This window comes from Achromobacter sp. D10 (assembly GCF_035282245.1).
Taxonomy (GTDB): domain Bacteria; phylum Pseudomonadota; class Gammaproteobacteria; order Burkholderiales; family Burkholderiaceae_B; genus Achromobacter; species Achromobacter insolitus.
On the sequence record NZ_JAYJLE010000003.1, the window covers coordinates 398,393 to 418,760 of the forward strand.

A 20,368-nucleotide genomic window follows, 5' to 3' on the forward strand; every position below is an offset into this window, starting at 1 on the left:
GCTTTATCATTTCGCCTTTTGGTACTCCTGTCACATACGGCATAACGCAAAGGGGGCTGGTGATGAAATTACGGGCGGGTATGCGCTGGGCGCTTGGAGCGATGCTGGTCACGGCGGCCTCCTCGGCGGCAATGGCGCAGAACAAAGTCGTCAACGTCTACAACTGGGCCGAATACACGGCCCCGGACACGATTCCCGGTTTTGAAAAGGAAACCGGCATCAAGGTCCGCTATGACGTTTACGACAGCAACGACACCCTCCAAGCCAAGCTGCTGGCCGGCAAGTCGGGTTATGACGTCGTTGTCCCGTCCACGCATTACGCCTCGCGCCAGATCGAAGCCGGCCTGTTCCAGAAGCTGGACAAGTCCAAGATCCCGAACTGGAAGTACCTGGATCCTGAAATCATGGCGCTGGTCGCCTCCGTCGATCCGGGCAACGAGCACGCCATTCCCTGGGGCTACGGCACCAACGGCCTGGGCTACAACGTCACCAAGGTCAAGCAGATCATGGGCGACGGCGTGGACCTGGCCAGCTGGGACATGATCTTCAAGCCCGAGAACGCCGCCAAGCTGAAGGAATGCGGCATTTCCATGCTGGACGAAGCCGCGCAGGTGTTCCCGGCCGTGCTGAAGTACCTGGGCAAGGATCCCAACAGCACCAACGCGGACGACTACAAAGCCGCGCTGGACGTGCTGATGAAGATCCGCCCGTATATCCGCCAGTTCAGCTCGTCGGGCTATATCGACGAGTTGGCCGTGGGCGACCTGTGCATGGTCTACGGCTTTTCCGGCGACGTCATGATCGCCCGCAAGCGCGCCCAGGACGCCAAGAAGTCCTATGAAGTGAACTACTTCATTCCGAAGGGCGGCGCGCCTGCGTGGTTCGACCTGATGGTCATCCCCAAGGATGCTCCGCATCCCGAAGAGGCGCTGGCCTTCATCAATTACATCGAAACGCCCAAGGTGCACGCGGCCATCACCAACACCATGTTCTACCCCAACGCCAACAAAGAGGCGCGGCAGTATGTGGTGAAGGACGTGGCCGACAATCCCATGATCTACCCGCCGGCGGAGGTCTCCAAGACCTTGTACGTGATCAAGGCGCTGCCCTTGAACATCCAACGCCTGCAAAACCGGATGTGGTCCGAGCTGAAGTCTGGAAGATAAGTCATCATGAGCGATAGCCGTTACTCGGCGCAGCATTCGGCCGATCCGGACGAGTTCGTCCGGATTTCCGATGTCGTAAAGATCTTCGGCGATGTGGTCGCCGTCCGTTCCGTCAATCTCGCGGTCAAGCGCAACGAGATCTTCGCCCTGCTCGGCAGTTCCGGCAGCGGCAAGTCCACGCTGCTGCGCATGCTGGCGGGCTTCGAGGAAGCCACGTCGGGCCAGATTTTCCTGGACGGCGAGGACATCACCCATGTGCCGCCGTACCGGCGACCCGTGAACATGATGTTCCAGTCCTACGCGTTATTCCCGCACATGACGGTGGAGGCCAATGTGGCTTTCGGCCTGAAGCAGGAAGGCGTGGACCGGGCCGAAATCCATGATCGCGTGTTCGAGGCCCTGGATCTTGTCCAGATGGCCGGCTATTCGCGCCGCAAGCCCAACCAGCTGTCGGGCGGGCAGCAGCAGCGCGTGGCGCTGGCGCGCAGCCTGGTCAAGCGGCCCAAGCTGCTGCTGCTGGACGAACCCATGTCCGCGCTGGACAAGCAGATTCGCCAGAAGACCCAGATCGAGCTCGTGAAGATCCTCGAGCAGGTCGGCGTGACCTGCATCATGGTCACGCACGATCAGGAAGAAGCCATGACCATGGCGCACCGCCTGGCCGTCATGACCGAAGGCCAGATCGTCCAATGCGGCACGCCGCAGGACGTCTATGCCTTCCCGAATTCCCGTTTCGTGGCCAGTTTCATCGGGTCGACCAATATGTTCACCGGGACCATTGTGGTCGATGAGCCCGACCACGTCGCCATCGAATGCGGCGAACTGACCCGTCCGCTCTTCGTCAACCACGGTGTGAGCGAACCGCTGGGCATGGAGGTGCACGTCTCCATCCGTCCGGAACGGCTGGTCGTGTCGCGCGAGCAGCCTGACGCCGAATACAACTGGGCCCACGGCATGGTCAGCCACATGGCGTGGATGGGCAGCTATGCGCTCTATCAGATCCGCCTGGATTCCGGCAAGACGGTGGAGGCCAGCGTGCCCAGCCAATTGCTCGTCCAGATGGATGCGCCTGGCATTGACGAAGAAATCTTCGTCAGCTGGGACGCCGACAGCGCGACGGTGCTGGCGTCATGATCCGCATTTCGCCCCGCGACTGGTTGCCGTCGGGCCGGGCGCTGGCGGTGGTGCCGCCATTCGCCTGGCTGGTGTTGTTCCTGCTGGTGCCGTTCCTGCTGGTCCTGAAGATCAGCTTTGCCGAGCTTAAATTCGGCATTCCGCCGTACACGTCGCTGGCGGAGTTCAAGGACGAGGCGGTGCAGTTCAGCCTGCATCTGCGCGGCTACATCCTGCTGTTTACGGACAGCCTGTACTTCGCCACCTATCTGAACTCGGTGAAGATTGCCGCCGTCACCACGCTGTGCTGCGTGCTGATCGGCTACCCAATTGCCTACTACATTGCGCGCTCCTCGCCTTCGGTGCGCAACCTGTTGCTGCTGGGCGTGATCCTGCCGTTCTGGACTTCGCTGCTGCTGCGCGTGTACGCCTGGGTCGGTATCCTGCGCAACGATGGGTTGCTCAACAACCTGCTGCAGGGCCTGGGCATTATCTCCAGTCCGCTGGAAATCTACCGCACGGACATCGCGGTCTACATCGGCATGGTGTATGCCTACCTGCCGTTCTTCATCCTGCCGCTGTACGCCACGCTGGTGAAGATGGACCTGCGCCTGCTCGAAGCCGCCTACGACCTGGGCGCCAAGCCCTGGCAGGCGTTCTGGCAGATCACCGTGCCGTTGTCGCGCCAGGGCGTGATCGCGGGCGCCATGCTGGTGTTCATCCCGGCCGTGGGCGAATACGTGATCCCGGAAATGCTGGGCGGCGCCAATACGCTCATGATGGGCCGCGTCATGTGGAATGAATTCTTCAACAACGCCGACTGGCCCATGGCGTCGGCCGTGACCTGCGTGATGGTGCTGTTGTTGCTGGTGCCGCTGGTGGTCTTCCAGTACAACCAGGTCAAGCAGCAGGAGCAGGCGAACGGAGGCCGCAAATGAACGGTCCCAACAAGACTTTGCGCGCCGTGGTGCTGGGGCTGGGGTACTTCTTCCTGTACGTGCCCATCATCAGCCTGATGGTGTTCTCATTCAACGAATCGCCCACCGTCACGTCCTGGACCGGTTTTTCGTTCCGTTGGTATCACTCGCTGTTCAACGACGACGCGCTGTTGCGCGCGGCCTGGCTCTCGTTCCGCATCGCCGCCATGACCGCCACCGCAGCGGTCATCATTGGCACCTGGGCCGGCTACGTGCTGGGCCGCATGGGACGCTTTCGCGGTTTTGCGCTGTACGTGGGCATGCTCAGCGCGCCCCTGGTCATTCCCGAAGTGGTGCTGGGCATTTCCTTGCTGCTGATGTTCGTGGAACTGCGCGGCAGCCTCGGGTGGCCCGCGGAAAACGGCATCTTCACGATCTGGGTGGGCCACGTAACCCTGTGCATGGCCTTTGTGGCGGTCGTCATCCAGACTCGCATCCGCGACCTGGACCGTTCGCTGGAAGAGGCCGCCCTGGATCTGGGCGCCACGCCCATGACCGTTTTTTTCAAGATCACGCTGCCGCTGATCGCGCCGGCGCTGGCTTCGGCCTGGCTGTTGTCCTTCACTTTGTCGCTGGACGATGTGGTGCTGGCGTCATTCCTATCCGGCCCCAGCTCCAGCACGCTCCCGATGGAAGTCTTTTCGCGGGTGCGCCTGGGCCTCAAGCCCGAGATCAACGCATTGGCGACCCTCTTCATTCTGGCGGTTGGAACCTGCGTGATCCTGGCCAATCGCATGCAATGGCGCAAGGAGTCTGAACCCAAATGAAGCAAACCACCCTGTACGGCCTGACGAAGTGCAGCACCTGCGTCAAGGCGCGCGATTGGCTGACCGCGCATGGCGTCGATCACGCGTTCGTGGACTACCGTGATAATCCAGTGCCCGCCGCCACCCTGAAATCCTGGGCGGACCAGGTTGGCGGATGGGAAAAGCTGGTCAACCGTACGTCCATGACCTGGCGCAACCTGCCCGAAGAGCGCAAGACCGCGCACACCGATGCCCAATGGAGCCAGCTGATTGCCGAATACCCGGCGCTGGTGCGCCGTCCGGTCACGGTGACGCCCGATGGCGAGGTGAGCGTTGGCTTCAGCGAAAAACGCTACGGCGAACGCTTCGCCTGAGGCCCGGCCTCGGCGGGACCGCGCGCAAGGCCCCACCGGCCGGGCCTTGCCGGACGCCTTCTTCGACCGCGACGCCGCGCAGCTGGCGCGCGAATTGCCGGGAAAGGTCATACGCCATCGCGTCGGCGACCTGTGGCTGTCCGCCCGCATCATCGAGACCGAGGCGTATTACCTGGAAGAGAAGGGCAGCCATGCGTCATTGGGCTACACCCACAAGCGGCGCGCCCTGTTCATGGACGGCGGCACGGTCTACATGTATTACGCCCGCGGCGGGGATTCGCTGAACTTCAGCGCCGCAGGGCCCGGCAACGCCGTACTGATCAAATCCGCCTATCCCTGGACCGACGGGGTCTCCGGCCCGCAGGCGCTGGCCCGCATGCTGGAATTGAACCCCGATGCGCAGGGGCGGCCCAGGCCCGTTTCAGGCCTGTGCGCCGGCCAGACCCTGCTGTGCCGGGCGCTGGGCTTGAAAGTGCCGGATTGGGACGCGCGCCGTTTCGATCCGCAAGCGCTGTATGTGGAAGATGTGGGCCAATCGCCCGAGGCACTTATCTGCACCACGCGGCTTGGCATCCCCCCGGGACGGGACGAACACCTGCACTACCGCTATGTGGATCCGGCCTACGCTGCCTTCTGCACGCGCAATCCCTTGCGCCGCGGGCAGCGGGCCGGCCATGACTATGTGTGGGTGGACCGCCAGGGCGTCGTGCTGCCGGAAGCGCCGGGGCTATAGGCGCCTTGGTGGCGCCCACGCTTCGAAGGAGCGTTTCAGAAGCCGCCCGTGGCGATGCGCTCGGCCAGGGCGGCGCGCATGCGCGTGTACTTGCGATGAATGCGGCGGCTGTTCAGGCGCTTGCTCCAGGCATATAGCGGTATCAGAGGCAGCCCGCCGAAACCGTCGATCAGGTACAGGCCCTGTTTGCCATCGGCGTTCAGGCCGCAGGCGATATTGCTGGCGGAGACGTCATGCAGCACCACGTGGGCATCGGCCAGATCCAGGAAGAATTCGTCCAGCTGGGCGCTGAGGGCGTCGTCCAGCTTGCCCTGCTTGGCCAGGTCCGTGACCGTGGGCGCGAGGTTGCCGTCCGCGTCGCAGATTTTCTCGACCACCAGGCCCAGGCCGAGGGTGGTCTGCGCGACCCCGAGGATGCGCGCCATCGGCACTTGCCACACGCCTGACGGGCGGGTCGTCGTGGTGACGTATTCCGAAATCTCCGTCAGGTAGACGCGGTAGGCGCTTTCACGCTGGTACTGCTTATACCAGCGCTTGAACGGCCGTGCTTCCAGATAGATCGCGCGGGCGCGCATATCCATGACCTTGACGAGCAAGGATGGCATGTTGGGGTGTTGGAAGATATGCCTGTCGTGGCCAGAGGCGAGCGGCGTGGCGGCGTTCAGGTCCAGCGGGCCAAATATGGACTGGAATGACGCCGCGGGGATACAGGGGAAGGGGTCTGCAGGATTCAAGGGCGGAGGAACCTGTTTGGATATATCAGAGTTTAATCCCTTGTTCCAGGTAACTAGTCTGACAATGCAGGCTTCTGAAGGGATGCGCTGCGGCTGACGTGGCCCGGGTCCTACAATCCTGGCTTTGGAGACGTATCTTTTGAACGACATTCATCTGCTTTGGATCGCCGCGGGCGGCGCTGTGCTGGCATTTTTGGCTGCCTTGCTGGCCTGGTTGCGCCGGCCGGCGCCGGATGCGCGGCTCGACGCGCTGCTGGAGAGCCTGGAACGCACCGAACGCGCGTTGCGGTCCGACATCGCGGAAGGGCAACGCGGCCTGCGCAGTGAATTCGCGGACTCGACACGCGCCTTGCGGGTGGAGCTGTCGCAGTCGCACGGGGACCTGCGCGCCGGGTTGTCGCGCGACGCGCAAGCCGCGCGAGCGGAATCGGCGGAATCCCTGGCGCGATTTGCCGCGGGTTTTTCCGAGCAGTTGCAGGGGCTGATACAGATCAACGAGCGGCGTCTGATGGAAGTGCGCTCCACGGTGGATCAGCGCCTGCAATCGTTGCAAACCGACAACAGCGCCAAGCTCGACGAAATGCGCCGTACCGTGGACGAAAAGCTCCACGCCACGCTGGAACAACGTCTGGGGGAATCCTTCAAGCTGGTGTCGGATCGCCTGGAGGCGGTGCACAAGGGGCTGGGGGAAATGCAGGCGCTGGCAGCCGGCGTGGGCGACCTGAAACGGGTGCTGACCAACGTGAAATCGCGCGGCACCTGGGGCGAAGTGCAACTGGCCAGGCTGATAGAAGACAACATGACGCCCGACCAGTACGCCAGCAATATCAAGCCCGTTCCCGGCAGCGACGCGGTGGTGGAATTCGCCATCCGGCTGCCGGGCCGTGGCGACGGCGGCGAGCCGGTCTGGCTGCCCATCGACGCCAAGTTCCCCAAGGAAGAATACGAACGCCTCATGGACGCGCAGGAAGCGGCCGACGCCGAGGGCGTGAGGAGCGCCGGCGCCGCATTGGGCCGTGCCGTGGAATTGCAGGCGCGCCTGATTGCCGGTAAGTACGTCGCTCCGCCGCACACCACGGACTTCGCCATCATGTTCCTGCCCACCGAAAGCCTGTATGCCGAAGTCCTGCGCCGGCCGGGCCTGCTGGACAAGCTGCACGACCTGCGCGTCAACGTGGCGGGCCCCAGCAACCTGGCTGCCTTGCTGAACAGCTTGCAGATGGGCTTTCGCACGCTGGCGATCGAGCAGCGCTCTTCCGAAGTCTGGCAGGTGCTGCGCGCGGTCAAGACGGAATTCGGCAAGTTCGGCGAATCCCTGGCCAGCGTCAAGAAGACGCTGGACACCGCCAGCAACAAGATCGGGCAGACGGAAGTCCGAACCCGCGCCATGCTCAAGAATCTCAAGGCCGTCGAGGCGCTGCCCGACGCCGATGCCCGGCTCCTGCTGGGCGGCGCTGACGAGGCCGACGCGGAGGACGACGAGGAACAGGACGCCCCAGCCACCGGAGCGAACTGATACGGCTGCCGGGGCGTGGCAGTGCGCGGCACGAACCGTCTGAGCTTGTTGCCCGGTGCCGCACCCGATATCCTGGCGCATAGCGGCAATCCGCCGTCGACTCCTGGAGCATTGCAAGCATGAGCACCGCTGAACGCCATGATTCCTCTACCCTCGACGCGACGGCGCTGGGCGCCGACATCGCGCGCGGGGCCACCACTGCGCTTGCTGCGATGCAGCAGGCAGTGGACCGGGTGGCGGCCCGCAATCCCTCGATCAACGCGGCCTGCGGCCTGCAGCCGGAAATCGGACTGCGCCTGGCGCAGTCGCTGGACGAAGAACTTGCCGGCTTGTCGCAGGAACAGCGTTTGGCGCGGTTGCAGGACCGCCCGTTCCTGGGCGTGCCCACCTTGCTCAAGGACCTGGGCACCGCCGCGTTGGGCTTGCCCAGCGGCATGGGCTCGGTACTGTATGGCCAGGTCGAATGGAATGTCGATTCCGAAATCGTCAAGCGCTATCGCCGTGCCGGCCTGATTCCGTTCGGCCGCAGCACCAGCGCCGAACTGGGCCTGAGCCCCACTACCGAATCCCCGGCCTACGGGCCGGCGACCCAGAATCCCTGGAAGGCAGGCCATAGCGCGGGCGGTTCCAGCGGCGGCGCGGGCGCGGCGCTGGCCAGCGGCATGGTGCGCATCGCGCACGGCAGCGACGGCGGTGGATCGATTCGCATCCCCTCGTCCTGCTGCGGGGTGCTCGGCCTGAAGCCCTCGCGCGGGCTGATGCCACTGGGCCCGCTGAAGGGCGAGGGCTGGGGCGGCCTCGCAACCGAGCACATGATGACCCTGTCGGTGCGCGACTGCGCCGCATCGCTGGATATCAGTGCCGGGGCCGATGTGGGCGCGCCCTATGCGGCGCCCGCCCAGCCCGTGGACTCCTACCGCGCCGTGGTCGCGCGCGTTGCCGCCGATCCGCAGTCCGCGGCGCGACGCCGCATCGCTTTCGTCAACACGACGTACGAAGGCGAGTCCATCCATCCTGAAGTCGCGGCCACGGTGGACGAAGCCGCGCGCTTTTTCGCCTCGCTGGGCCATGAGCTTGTGCCGGCCGCGCCGCCGGTCGGCTCCGAGGAGGTGCTGTCGCCCATGCTGCCGCTTATCGCTAGCGCAGCGGCCAATGCCATCGACGCCTTCGTGGCGGCCCGGGGCCGGCGTCTGGCGGCCGATGAATTGCAGCCGACCACGCTGGGCGCGCGCGAGTACGCCCGTGCCATTTCCGGGGCGCAGTACGTGGCTTGCGTCGATACCTGCCATGAGATCACGCGCCGGGTCGGCCGCTTTCTGCATCGCGACGGCGCACAGGGTTACGACCTGTTCCTAAGCCCCGTGCTGGCGCTGCCGCCGGCTCCCATAGGCCGCTACGCCATGGACAACGCCGATTACCTGGCCTACCGTCTGGGCAAGAAGGGCGTCATTGGCTATTCGCCTTTTGCGCCTTTGGCCAACTTGACCGGCATGCCCGCCATTTCCATCCCCTTCGGCATGTCGTCCGACGGCCTGCCCATCGGCATACAAATCATGGGGCCGTTGGGTACCGAGGCGCTGTTGTTGGAACTGGCGGCGCAGGTCGAAGCGCTGCGGCCCTGGGCCCTGGTGGCGCCGATGGCCAGGTAGGGAAGGGGCTGACTGCGCCGCGGGCAGGCGGCGCGACTACGGATCGATCCAGGGGGGACCATGTCATCGTTCGTGACGCACACCGTATCCAACCAGGTGCCGCCCCTGGAAGACTATTCCCTGTACGAAACCGATCCTGCCTTGCGCGAGGCGGTGGCGCGCGAAGGCGCGCAAGCCTGGGCGGCGGACCTAGCGGCGCACGGCGCCTGGCTGGGCCGGGCGCAGACGCTGGAGGCCGGCGCGCAGGCCAACCGCTGCCCGCCGCGCCTGATCAGCTACGACCGCAGCGGCCATCGCGTCGACCGCGTCGAGTTCCACCCTTCATGGAATGCACTGATGGGCGGCATCATGGCGCGTGGCCTGCACAGCCGCGCCTGGGCGCAGTCCGAGCCGGGCGCGCAGGTGGCGCGGGCCGCCGCGTATGTCATGCAGGGCCAGGTGGAGGCGGGCACCTTGTGCCCGACCACCATGACTTTTGCCGCCGTGCCGCTGCTGCAACGCGAGCCGGCGGGTGCGGTGGACTTTGGCGGACAGTGGCTGAATGCCTTGTATTCGCGAGAGTTCGATGGCGCTGACGCGCCATTGGGCGCCAAGCGCTCGGCCCTGATCGGCATGGGGCTCACCGAAAAGCAGGGAGGCTCGGATCTGCGCGCGGTCACCACGCGCGCCACGCCGATGGATGCTCCGGGCCGGGGGCGCGCCTATCTGCTGGTGGGGCATAAATGGTTTTTCTCGGTACCGCAGGCGGACGCGCATCTGGTGCTGGCGCAGACCGATGAGGGGCTCAGCTGCTTTTTCGTGCCGCGCTGGATACCGGGCGGCCCGCGCAATGCCGTGCGCGTGCGCCGGCTTAAGGACAAACTCGGCAATTGCAGCAATGCCAGCGCCGAGGTCGAGTTCGAGGATGCCTGGGGCGTGATGGTGGGCGAGCCGGGCCGCGGCCTGACAGTGTTGCTGGAAATGGCCGCCACCACGCGGCTCGATTGCGTGCTGGGCAGCGCGGCGTTGTTGCGACAGGCGCTGGTGCAGTCCGCGCATCACGCCCGGCATCGGCATGCCTTCGGCAAGCCCTTGATCGAACAGCCGCTCATGCGCAACGTGTTGGCGGATCTGGCGCTCGAGAGCGAGGCCGCCATGGCCTTGGGTTTGCGGCTGGCGCGCGCCGTGGACGAACGCGCCGATGACCGGGCGCGCGCCCTGGTTCGCGTGGGCACCCCGGCGGCCAAGCTGTGGGTCTGCAAGCGTGCCATCGCCGCGGTGGCCGAGTGCATGGAAGTCTGGGGCGGCAATGGTTACGTAGAGGAAGGCCCCATGCCCAGGCTGTACCGCGAAACACCGGTTAATTCCATATGGGAAGGATCGGGCAACGTGATGGCGCTGGATGTGCTGCGGGCCTTGCAGCGTGAAGCGGGGGCCTTGCCCGCCCTGGAACGCGAACTTGCGCGGGCGACGGGTCAGTACCGGGACTTCGACGACGCGCTGGCGCGCTGGCGGACGCTGCTGGCCGACGGCGCCCAGGCCGAGTTCCAGGCGCGCCGCATCGCTGGCGGCCTGGCCCGACTTTGGCAGGCCGCCTTGCTGATCGAGCATGCGCCCGGGGCGGTGGCGCAGGCATTCGTCGCCAGTCGCCTGGGCGCCTGCGGCGGCGTGTTCGGCGAATTGGCGGGCGGCACGGACGCGCAGGCCATCCTTGCGCGGGCGTGGCCTGCCGCCGCATGCTAAATTTCCCCGCTGGACAAACCTTCCCGCATTTTTCGCCATGCTTTCCCAGCAAGAACTCAAGCAGCAAGCCGCCGACGCGGCCCTGGAATTCGTTGAACAAGTCGCCGGTCCGGACGCCATCATTGGCGTGGGCACGGGATCCACGGCGGATCTTTTCATCGATGGCCTGGCCCGTTTCAAGGGCCGGATCGGCGGCACGGTGGCCAGTTCCGAGCGCAGCGCCGCCCGGCTCGCCGCGCATGGGCTGAAGGTGCTGGACCTGAACGACATCACGACCATGCCCATCTACGTGGATGGCGCGGACGAGATCGACGGCAACCTGCACATGATCAAGGGCGGCGGCGGCGCGCTGACGCGCGAGAAGATCGTGGCCTCGGTGGCCGAACGTTTCATTTGCATCGCCGACGAGTCCAAGCTGGTGCAGACCATGGGCAAGTTCCCTTTGCCCGTGGAAGTCATCCCCATGGCTCGCGAGTCCGTGGCGCGCGCCCTGGCGGCGCTGGGCGGGCAGCCGCGGTTGCGCGAGGGATTCGTCACCGATAACGGCAACGTCATCCTGGACGTTTCCGGCCTGTCCATCACGGATGCGCCGGGCCTGGAAGCCCGAGTCAACAACCTGGCTGGCGTGGTGACCTGCGGCCTGTTCGCTATCGCCGGCGCCGACGTGGCCCTGCTCGCCACGCAGAACGGCATCCGCCGCCTGGATCGCCGCGCCTGAGTCCCGCTCCGCCTCCGGCATGACCCCGGCCGCCTCGTCTTGTAGGGGGCGGGGTCCGCATTCATAATCCTGTCACACTTGGGTCATAACCTTGCGGGTTGTGCAGGCCCATCTCGTAATATCCTTTTTTCAGGGCAATGCAATGAGATCAACCACGCAGGGAGCCCGGATGTCGGAGCATACAAACAAGCAGTTCGATGCGGATCTGGAAAGTGTCCGTTCGCAGTTCCTGCAAATGGGCGGCTTGGTGGAAGCCATGATCCAGGAAGCCATCGACGCGCTCGCCAGCGGAGACATTTCCCTGGTCGAGAAGGTCCGTGAGCGGGAAAAGGAAGTCAACCGCCACGAAGTCGAAATCGACGAGAGCATCAGCCGCATCCTGGCCCGCCACCAGCCCACCGCCATCGACCTGCGCATGCTGATGGCCGTGTCCAAGATGCTGACCGACATGGAACGTTCCGGCGATGAGGCTGAAAAAGTCGCCACCGTCGCTCGCCGCATCCACGAGGCCGAACTGCGCCATATTCCTGTGATCGAACTGCGCCACATGGCCGCCAATGTGCGCACCATGCTGCATCAGGCGCTGGACGCGTTCGCCCGGCTGGACCCCATCCTGGCCGCCGCCGTTGTGCGTAGCGACAAGGAAGTGGACAAGGAATGGAAGGGGGCGCTGCGCCACCTGATCACCTACATGATCGAAGATCCGCGCACCATTTCGCGCGCCATCGACATGATCTTCATTGCGCGCGCGCTGGAGCGCATCGGCGACCATGCCAAGAACATGTCCGAGCGCGTAATCTACATGGTCAAGGGTGCCGACGTACGTCACACTGGCGTGAAGAACACCGAGCGCCTGGCGCGCGGCGAAGAAGAGTCGGAAGAGTAAACGCCTGTAGCCGGAAGGCCGGCAGCTTTGCCGGCCGGGCTTGCGGCGTCAGTCCAGGGGTAGCGCGGCGCCGGCCTCCAGGCGCGGGTCCGGTAAACCGGGCTTGCTTGCGTCGATGCGGCCCGCCAGCCTGCGGCCGAACGCTGGCATCGCGGGCGCGCTGATTTCCACGTCATACCATCCTTGGCAACCACCATAGGCAAGGTCCAGCGTGCCGTCCGCCTGCACGTGCGCCATGGCGCACCAACCGTCGCCCATGCGCGACTCCAATTTCACCGGCTGCGGTTCCTCGCCGCGATTGATCAGGCGCACAAGCACGCCCGCAGCGGCCGGTACGAGCTGGGCTTCCAGCATCCCGGCATCGCGAGCATCGCCGCGAAACTGCCGGTGCAGGCCGTCCGGGCCCAGCAGCCATAAATCATAGGCGCCGCCGCCGTGCAGGCGCCAGCCGTCGTCCAGCCGCGACCCGACGCCCACGGTGTAGCGGCGCGGGGCATGCTCCAGCGCGTGACGGTCATAGACATGCAACACCGCGCCGGCAGCGCCCTGGTTGCGCAGGGTCAGCCGGTAATGGCCGCCATCCGCCGCCATTCTGCCCTGGACATCCAAGGCATACGGCAAGGCGCAGGCCCGGCGCTGCTTGCCGTCGCCCGGGTTGCGCGCCAAGGCAAAATCGAAGGCCGAGGTGAGGTCGCCGGCGACTTCGCGCCGCCAAGCGCTGATGTTGGGTTCGAGCACGCCGAAGCGTGCTTCCAGGAAACGGATTACCGACGTATGGTCGAACACCTGCGAATTAACCCAGCCGCCGCGGCTCCAGGGCGATACCACCAGCATGGGCACGCGGGGTCCCAGGCCGAACCCACGGCCATGCAGGCTCGCCGGGTCGTCCGGCGTGTTGGCGCTGGGGCCGCGACGGGCGTCGTGGTATTCACCGTCCAGTTCGACCGTGGACAGGCCGCCGGATTGGCCGTCCGCCGTCCGGGCGGGCGGCGCTGGGGGCGGCATGTGATCGAAGAAGCAGTCGTTCTCGTCATAGGTCACGAAGAACACGCAGCGGCTCCAGACCTCGGGATTGCGCGTCAGGATGTCCAGCACGCGTTCGGTATAAGCGCCGCCCCGTGCAGGGGAAGAGACCTCGGGATGCTCGGAGTCGGCCGTGGGCGCGATGATCCACGAGACTTGCGGCAGCGTGCCACTGGCGACGTCGCGGGCCAGATCGTCGAGCGTATGCGTGGACAGCGCGCGGTCGCGCAAGGGCGCGTCGGCATTGCCGCCCACGTGCTGCCGGCGGTACTGCCGAAATCCGGCCAGCGGGTTGTCGTGGTAGTTATCCGCCATGTCCTGATAGATGCGCCAGTCCACGCCCGCGCCATGCAGGCGTTCAGGGTAGGTGGTCCAGGCGTAGCCCTCGCCGGCGGGCCCCAGGCGGTCAAACGTGTTGACCAAGGCCGGGCCGCCGGCCAGGCCTTGCGGGTCATTGGTGCCGGTCCACAGGAACAGGCGGTTGGGATTGGTGCCGGCGTGGATCGAGCAGTGATAGGCGTCGCACAAGGTAAACGCATTTGCCAGCGCGGTCTGGAACGGTATTTCCGCACCCCGGTAGGCGCCCATGCCGAGCCGGCTCTTGGCGGGCAGCCATTGGTCCATGCGGCCGTCGTTCCAGGCTCGCTGCGCGTCGTCCCAGGTGTGCGGCGTGATGTAGCCGACCTGCGCATCGCTGGCGTACTCGGCCTGCAAGGCATAGGGACGGGTCCGTGCCGCGCCATCCACCTGCGTCAACACATCGCCCGCCAGCGTGGGCGCGGGATGCGGATCCGCGAAGCCGCGCACGCCGGGCAATGTACCGAAATAATGATCGAAAGACCGGTTTTCCTGCATCAGGATCACCACGTGCTGCACGTCCTGCAGCGTGCCTGTGCGGCGGTCGGGCGCGATGCCAAGCGCGCGTTCGATGGGGGAGGAGGCGGCGGTGGAGGGCGGGCGCGATTCTTGTTTCATGACAGCGATGATACGACCAGCAATGCTCGAATCTTAATGCCGCGCCGGCGGGGCGCTGGAGGCGGAAACGAACAGCCCCTCGCAAGCGAGGGGCCCGATCAGGCCGGCAGCCGTTCGCGGCTCCAGCCAGGACGAGAACCGCAGCGGGTTCAGGCCGAGGGCGGGACGTAGCCCTGTGCTTCGACGGTGCCGTCTTCGAACAGGAAGCGCTCCATCTGTTGTTGCAGGTACTTGCGGGCGCGCGCGTCCGCCAGATTCAGGCGGTTTTCGTTGACGAGGCGGGTCTGGATCCCTTTCCATTCTTCCCAAGCTTCCTTGGAAATACTCTGCCAGATCTTGGTGCCGAGTTCGCCGGGGTAAGGCGGAAAATCCAGCCCTTCGGCTTCACGCTTCAATTTCACACAGTTGACGATACGGGCCATGGTTCGCTGCCGGAAGAAATGAGTAATTCTGCATTTTAACGGGCTTGGCGCGTTGGCGGCGCCAAGCCCCTGCGGACTCTGCGGGTAGCCCCCGTGCTACAGCTTCTTGATAAAGACGAGGCTGTTGCGCGAACGGTTGTAGTTGTTCTGCTTTTCGCGGGGCAGGTCGGCGATGCCGCCCTGTACGAAACCGCGCTTCATGAACCAGTGCGAGGTGCGCGTGGTCAGCACGAACAAGCGCTTGGCGCCAACGGCGCGCGCGCGCGATTCCATGTGGCGCAGCAGGATCTCGCCTTCGCCGGAGCCCTGCCATTCCGGATGCACGATCAGGCAGGCCATCTCGGCCATCTGCTCTTCGGGGAAGTTGTGCAGGGCCGCGCAGCCGTAGATGACGCCATCGTGTTCCAGCACGGTGAAGTTTTCCACGTCGCGCTCGACCACGCTGCGCGGGCGCGGCACCAGGGTGCCGTCCGCTTCCAGGGGTTCGATCAGGCTGAGGATGGCGCCCACGTCGTCAATGGTGGCGGCGCGCAGGTCATCCAGCGTGTCTTCCACCACCATGGTGCCCACGCCGTCGTGGGTGAAGATTTCCAGGAGCACACTGCCGTCCAGGGCGAACGGCAACAGGTGGGCGCGTGCCACGCCGCGCTTGACCGCCAGCGAGGCGTATTGCAGGAACGAGTGGGTTTCCTCGTCGAGTTCGCCGCCGGCCAGCAGCGCGTCGGCGTCAACGCGGGCCAGTTCGGTGTCCAGCGTGCCGTCGTCATTCAGCACGCCCTGGGAATTGGACAGGAAAATCAGTTTCTCGGCGCGTAGCGCCACGGCGACGCTGGTGGCAAGGTCTTCCATGGCCAGGTTGAAGGCATCGCCAGTGGGCGAGAAGCCCAGGGGCGACAACAGCACCACGGAAGAGCCCTTTTCGATGGCGAACTTCAGCGCCTCGACGTCGATCTTGCGCACCTGGCCGGTGTGCTTGTAGTCCACGCCGTCCAGCACGCCCGTGGGGCGGGCAGTGACGAAGTTGCCGGAAATCACGCGGATATGGGCGTGGGACATCGGCGTGTTGGGCAGCCCCTGGCTGAAGGCGGCTTCGATGTCCAGGCGGATCTCGCCGGCGGCTTCCTTGGCGCATTCCAGGGCGGCGGCGTCCGTGGGCGACAGGCCACGGTCGAATTGCTGGGTAAAGCCCTTCAGGCGCAGCTGTTCATTGACCTGCGGACGGGAGCCGTGCACCAGCACCAGGCGGATGCCCAGCGAGGACAGCAGCGACAGATCCTGCACCAGCGCGTTCAGCGCGCCGGCCTGCACCAGTTCACCGCCAAATGCCACCACGAATGTCTTGCCTCGGAACGCATGCACATAGGGCGCCACTTCTCGGAACCATCGGACGAACTGGGCGGGTGCGAATTCTGGGGCTTCGAGGGCGGAGACGGTGTCTGGTTCCAGGTCGGGCATGATGGGTGGAAGGATTCCTGAGAGTCGGTAAAAGCGCGGCGAGGGCCGCGCCGTAGCGCCGCCAGGCGACGGCGTGGCGAAATTATATGACCGTCGCACGCCGCGACAGGAGGAAAAGAGTGCCAATTTGGTGCCGGATTTTCCGGTTTGCGCTCGCCGCGCCAGCAGGAGGCCCGTGGAAATTTATAATGCCGGGCTAACCGGACAAATCGTACATGCCTGAATCCTCCCGCCCGCGTGCGCCCAAGGCCGCGGACCCGGCGGCTCCGGCGGCAGCCGCGGATGCGCAGAATGCGCGCCGCGCGCCGCGTCCCGAGCGGCCCATACCCGTGGTGACCTATCCCGAAGACCTGCCCGTCAGTGCGCGGCGCCAGGAGATCGCGCGCGCGATCGCCGGCCACCAGGTGGTGATCGTCAGCGGGGAAACCGGCTCGGGCAAGACCACCCAGCTGCCCAAGATCTGCCTGGAACTTGGGCGCGGCCGCCAGAAGATGATCGGCCACACCCAGCCGCGCCGCCTGGCCGCGACCTCGGTGGCCAAGCGCATCGCCGAAGAGCTGAACACGCCCATGGGCGAGGTCGTGGGCTACCAGGTGCGCTTTAACGACCGCACCGGCCCCAACGCGTCCATCAAGCTGATGACCGACGGCATCCTGCTGGCCGAGTCGCAGCGCGACCCGCTCTTGCGCCGCTACGACACCATCATCATCGACGAGGCGCACGAGCGCAGCCTGAACATCGATTTCCTGCTGGGCTACCTGAAGCAGCTGCTGCCGCGCCGCCCGGACCTGAAGATCATCATCACCTCGGCCACGATCGACGCCGAGCGCTTTGCCCGGCACTTCGGCGTCTCCGAGGACCGGCCGGCGCCTGTCATCGAAGTGTCCGGCCGCCTGTATCCGGTCGAAGTCCGCTACCGCCCCGTACGCGAAGAACTGGACGAAGACGAAGCCGCGCCGGCCAAGTCCGGCCGCGACCGCGAACGCATGTCGGGGGACGAAGAGCGCGACCTGATCGATGCCATCGTGGACGCCGTGGACGAATGCGCGCGTCATGGACCGGGCGACGTACTGGTGTTCCTGCCTGGCGAGCGCGAGATCCGCGAATCCGCCGAGGCGCTGCGCAAACGCCATCCCGCCGGCACCGAGGTGCTGCCGCTGTACGCGCGCCTGTCGCAGGCCGAACAGGAGCAGATTTTCCATCCACGTACCAACGCCCGGCGCATCGTGCTGGCCACCAACGTGGCGGAAACATCGCTGACCGTGCCCGGCATCCGCTTCGTGGTCGATAGCGGCCTGGCTCGTATCAAGCGCTATTCCTGGCGCAACAAGGTCGAGCAGCTGCGCATCGAGCCTATCAGCCGGGCCTCTGCCAACCAGCGCGCCGGCCGTTGCGGCCGGGTCGGCCCGGGCGTCTGCATCCGCCTCTACGACGAACTGGATTTCAACAACCGGGCGCCGTTCACGGATCCGGAAGTGCTGCGCTCGTCCCTGGCTTCGGTCATCCTGCGGATGAAGTCGCTCAAGCTCGACGACATCGAGCAGTTCCCCTTCGTCGAAGCCCCTCCGGGCCGCGCGGTGGCCGACGGCTACCACCTGCTGCAGGAGCTGGGCGCGATCGAGCTGGCGTCGGCTTCGGACGACGACGCCGATGCTTCCCGCACGGGCTCGTCCTTTGTCTTGACGCGCACGGGCCACGAATTGGCCAAGCTGCCGGTGGACCCGCGCATCGGCCGCATGATCCTGGCGGCGCGCGAACACCAGTGTCTGGCGGAAATGCTGATCATCGCGTCGGCCCTGTCGGTGCAGGACGCGCGCGATCGCCCCATGCAGGAGCGCGAGGCCGCCGAGGCGGCCCATGCCAAGTTTGCCGACGACAAGTCCGAATTCATTTCCTTCCTGAAATTGTGGCGTTGGTACGGCGAACAGGTGCAGCACAAGGCCTCGCAGCGCAAGCTGGTGGCCTTGCTGCGCCAGAATTTCCTGTCGCCGATCCGGCTGCGCGAATGGCACGACGTGCATACCCAGCTGGCGGCGCTGGTGGGCGAACAGGGCTGGCGCCTCAACCAGACCGAGGCCACCTACGAACAGTTGCACATGGCGCTGCTGTCGGGCCTGCTGGGCAATATCGGCTTCAAGAGCGACGAGGGCGGCCACTACCAGGGCGCGCGCGAAATTCGCTTCCACATTCATCCGGGCTCGCGCCTGGTGAAGAAGGCGGGGCGCTGGATCGTCGCGGCCGAACTGGTCGAGACCACGCGGCTTTATGCGCGCTGCGTGGCGCGAATCGACCCTGTATGGCTGGAAAAGGTGGGCGCGCATCTGATTCGCAAGAACTGGTCCGACCCCCGTTGGGAAAAGAAGGCCGGCCAGGTCGTGGCCAACGAGCGGGCCACGCTCTACGGCCTGACCATCTATACCGGCAGACGCATCCATTACGGCCGGGTCAATCCCACGCACGCGCGTGAATTGTTCATACGCCAGGCCCTGGTGCCCGGCGAGATCGACACGCGGCTGGCTTTCGTGGCGCACAACCGCAAGTTGATCGCCGGCATCGAAAAGCTGGAACATCAGACCCGACGTCCCGACATCCTGGTCGACGACGAGCTGATCTACGCCTTCTACGACCGCCAACTGCCGGCCGACATCTCGCAGACGGCCACGCTGGAGAAGTGGGTATCAGGGCTGGACAAGGCCACGGCCGCCAAGCTCATGCTGACGCGTGACGAACTGATGCGGCATGAAGCCGCGGGCGTCACGACCGATGTCTTCCCCAAGAAGGTGGAATGGCAGGGCGTGTCGATGGCGCTGGACTACCATTTCGAGCCCGGTTCGCCGCGTGACGGCGTGACCCTGTCGGTGCCCTTGTTCGCGCTCAACCAGATCGACCCGGCGCGCTGTGAATGGCTGGTGCCCGGCATGCTCAAGGAAAAGGTGCACTTGCTCCTGAAGTCGCTGCCGCAGAAGCTGCGTCGCCATTGCGTGCCGCTGCCGGACTACGCCGCGGGCTTCTACGACCGCTGGTTCGAGCGCCTGGCCGATCCGCAGCAGGGGCTGGTGGACGCGATCATCGCCGATATGTGGGACCAGGTGCAGGTGCGGCCAGCGCCGGGCGATTTCAAGCTGGAGACCCTGCCGGCCCACCTATTCATGAATTTCCGCGTGGTGGACGAGCATGGCCGCATGCTGGCGGCCGGGCGCAACCTGGCGCAGCTGCGCGCCGAATTCGGCAAGCAGGCGCAGGCCACGTTCCAGCAACTGGCGGCCAGCGACACCCAGGTCGCCCAGGCGCTGGCGCACGAGAACCTGACTTCCTGGTCTTTCGGACCTTTGCCGGAAATCATGGAAATCAAGCGGCGTGGACAGTCGGTGATCGGTTATCCCGCGCTGGTGGACCGGGGCGCGCATTGCGACCTGGACGTGTTCGATGATCCGGACGAAGCGCGCAAGCACCATCGCGCCGGCCTGCTCAGGCTGTTCCGCCTGGGCTTGCGCGAGCAGGTCAAGTTCCTGGAAAAGAACCTGGCCGACCTGACCAAGATCAGCATGCTCTACATGACGCTGGGCACGCAGGAAGAGCTGCGCGACCAGATCATCGATTGCGCGCTGGGGCAGGCCTGCCTGGCCGACCCCTGGCCAGTCAACGAGCAGCAGTTCGAGGCCCGGCGGGCCGAAGGCAAGGGCCGGCTGGGCTTGCTGGCGCAGGAAGTGGCGCGCCTGGCGGGCGCGGTGCTGACGGAGTACGCGGCGGTACAGCGCAAGCTGCCCCAGGCCAAGCCGCATGCGGCGGCCTACGCGGACTTGCAAGCGCAACTGGGCGCCTTGATGCCCAAGTGGTTCATCCGCGACACGCCCTATGCGCAGCTTTCGCATTTCCCGCGCTATCTGAAGGCGGTACAGGCGCGCATCGACAAGCTGCGCGCGGATCCCGCGCGGGATGCGAAGCTGGTGGCCGAAATGGCGCCGTTGCTGACCCAGTACCAGCGCGCGCGCTCGGCATTGAAGGGGGCGCCGGATCCGCGTTTGGATGAATTCCGCTGGTTGCTCGAGGAGCTGCGGGTGGCGCTGTTCGCGCAGGAGTTGCGCACGCCCATGCCGGTTTCGGTCAAGCGCCTGATGAAGAGCTGGGAATCCTTGCAGCGCTAGGGCCCAATGCACTA

At 65.5% G+C, this 20,368-nt stretch carries 16 protein-coding genes; 12 read left to right on the forward strand and 4 right to left on the reverse strand.

The features are described 5' to 3' along the window. Window positions 1-62 precede the first annotated feature (62 nt). Genes VCS63_RS12100 through VCS63_RS12125 form a run of 6 tightly spaced genes read left to right on the forward strand, consistent with a single transcriptional unit; the run spans window position 63 to window position 5,109 of the window. On the forward strand, window positions 63-1,166 hold the full coding sequence (locus VCS63_RS12100; RefSeq protein WP_042792723.1) for a polyamine ABC transporter substrate-binding protein: 1,104 nt from the start codon (window positions 63-65) through the stop codon (window positions 1,164-1,166). 6 nt (window positions 1,167-1,172) lie between these two features. Then, on the forward strand, window positions 1,173-2,300 hold the full coding sequence (locus VCS63_RS12105) for an ABC transporter ATP-binding protein (RefSeq protein ID WP_042792724.1): 1,128 nt from the start codon (window positions 1,173-1,175) through the stop codon (window positions 2,298-2,300). Then, a complete protein-coding gene (locus VCS63_RS12110) occupies window positions 2,297-3,217 on the forward strand; it encodes an ABC transporter permease subunit (protein ID WP_042792725.1) in 921 nt (306 codons plus the stop codon). Before VCS63_RS12105 ends, VCS63_RS12110 begins: the two co-directional genes overlap by 4 nt. Beyond that, window positions 3,214-4,023, forward strand: coding sequence for an ABC transporter permease subunit (locus VCS63_RS12115; RefSeq protein WP_042792726.1), 810 nt, complete (start codon window positions 3,214-3,216; stop codon window positions 4,021-4,023). Before VCS63_RS12110 ends, VCS63_RS12115 begins: the two co-directional genes overlap by 4 nt. After that, window positions 4,020-4,376, forward strand: coding sequence for an arsenate reductase (locus VCS63_RS12120; protein ID WP_042792727.1), 357 nt, complete (start codon window positions 4,020-4,022; stop codon window positions 4,374-4,376). The genes VCS63_RS12115 and VCS63_RS12120 overlap by 4 nt, the downstream gene beginning before the upstream one ends. Window positions 4,377-4,422: 46 nt before the next feature. Then, window positions 4,423-5,109 (forward strand): DNA-3-methyladenine glycosylase, encoded by a 687-nt coding sequence (locus tag VCS63_RS12125; protein ID WP_063962289.1) that lies wholly within the window; start codon window positions 4,423-4,425, stop codon window positions 5,107-5,109. A gap of 35 nt (window positions 5,110-5,144) precedes the next feature. Here VCS63_RS12125 and VCS63_RS12130 read toward each other — a convergent pair whose 3' ends face one another. Continuing rightward, window positions 5,145-5,843 carry a PhoP regulatory network YrbL family protein gene (locus VCS63_RS12130; protein ID WP_088607550.1) on the reverse strand — a complete coding sequence of 233 codons (699 nt, stop codon included), beginning with the start codon at window positions 5,841-5,843 and terminating at the stop codon, window positions 5,145-5,147. Window positions 5,844-5,982: 139 nt separating this feature from the next. Between VCS63_RS12130 and rmuC the strand changes: the two genes are divergently transcribed. The 5 genes from rmuC to phoU all read left to right on the forward strand — a co-directional run bounded on the left by rmuC (window position 5,983) and on the right by phoU (window position 12,334). Continuing rightward, complete coding sequence (gene rmuC / locus VCS63_RS12135; protein WP_042792728.1) at window positions 5,983-7,359, forward strand: DNA recombination protein RmuC; 1,377 nt, start codon at window positions 5,983-5,985, stop codon at window positions 7,357-7,359. A gap of 119 nt (window positions 7,360-7,478) precedes the next feature. Next, on the forward strand, window positions 7,479-9,008 hold the full coding sequence (locus tag VCS63_RS12140; protein ID WP_042792729.1) for an amidase: 1,530 nt from the start codon (window positions 7,479-7,481) through the stop codon (window positions 9,006-9,008). Window positions 9,009-9,068: 60 nt separating this feature from the next. Then, the gene (locus VCS63_RS12145) at window positions 9,069-10,730 is read left to right on the forward strand and encodes an isovaleryl-CoA dehydrogenase (protein WP_323879891.1); all 1,662 of its coding nucleotides are present in this window, start codon (window positions 9,069-9,071) and stop codon (window positions 10,728-10,730) included. Window positions 10,731-10,767: 37 nt separating this feature from the next. Further along, entirely contained in the window at window positions 10,768-11,448 is a 681-nt protein-coding gene (rpiA, locus tag VCS63_RS12150; RefSeq protein WP_042792731.1) for a ribose-5-phosphate isomerase RpiA, read from the forward strand. 169 nt (window positions 11,449-11,617) lie between these two features. Beyond that, on the forward strand, window positions 11,618-12,334 hold the full coding sequence (gene phoU / locus VCS63_RS12155) for a phosphate signaling complex protein PhoU (RefSeq protein ID WP_063641595.1): 717 nt from the start codon (window positions 11,618-11,620) through the stop codon (window positions 12,332-12,334). Between the two features lie 48 nt (window positions 12,335-12,382). Here phoU and VCS63_RS12160 read toward each other — a convergent pair whose 3' ends face one another. The 3 genes from VCS63_RS12160 to argA all read right to left on the reverse strand — a co-directional run bounded on the left by VCS63_RS12160 (window position 12,383) and on the right by argA (window position 16,209). After that, window positions 12,383-14,332 carry a phosphocholine-specific phospholipase C gene (locus tag VCS63_RS12160; protein WP_280134505.1) on the reverse strand — a complete coding sequence of 650 codons (1,950 nt, stop codon included), beginning with the start codon at window positions 14,330-14,332 and terminating at the stop codon, window positions 12,383-12,385. Window positions 14,333-14,481: 149 nt separating this feature from the next. Continuing rightward, window positions 14,482-14,754 (reverse strand): oxidative damage protection protein, encoded by a 273-nt coding sequence (locus tag VCS63_RS12165; protein WP_042792733.1) that lies wholly within the window; start codon window positions 14,752-14,754, stop codon window positions 14,482-14,484. A gap of 96 nt (window positions 14,755-14,850) precedes the next feature. Next, complete coding sequence (argA, locus tag VCS63_RS12170; RefSeq protein ID WP_063641593.1) at window positions 14,851-16,209, reverse strand: amino-acid N-acetyltransferase; 1,359 nt, start codon at window positions 16,207-16,209, stop codon at window positions 14,851-14,853. A 215-nt stretch (window positions 16,210-16,424) separates the two neighbouring features. Here argA and hrpA point away from each other — a divergent pair, with 215 nt between their 5' ends. Then, the gene (gene hrpA / locus VCS63_RS12175) at window positions 16,425-20,354 is read left to right on the forward strand and encodes an ATP-dependent RNA helicase HrpA (protein ID WP_063962021.1); all 3,930 of its coding nucleotides are present in this window, start codon (window positions 16,425-16,427) and stop codon (window positions 20,352-20,354) included. Window positions 20,355-20,368: the final 14 nt, after the last annotated feature.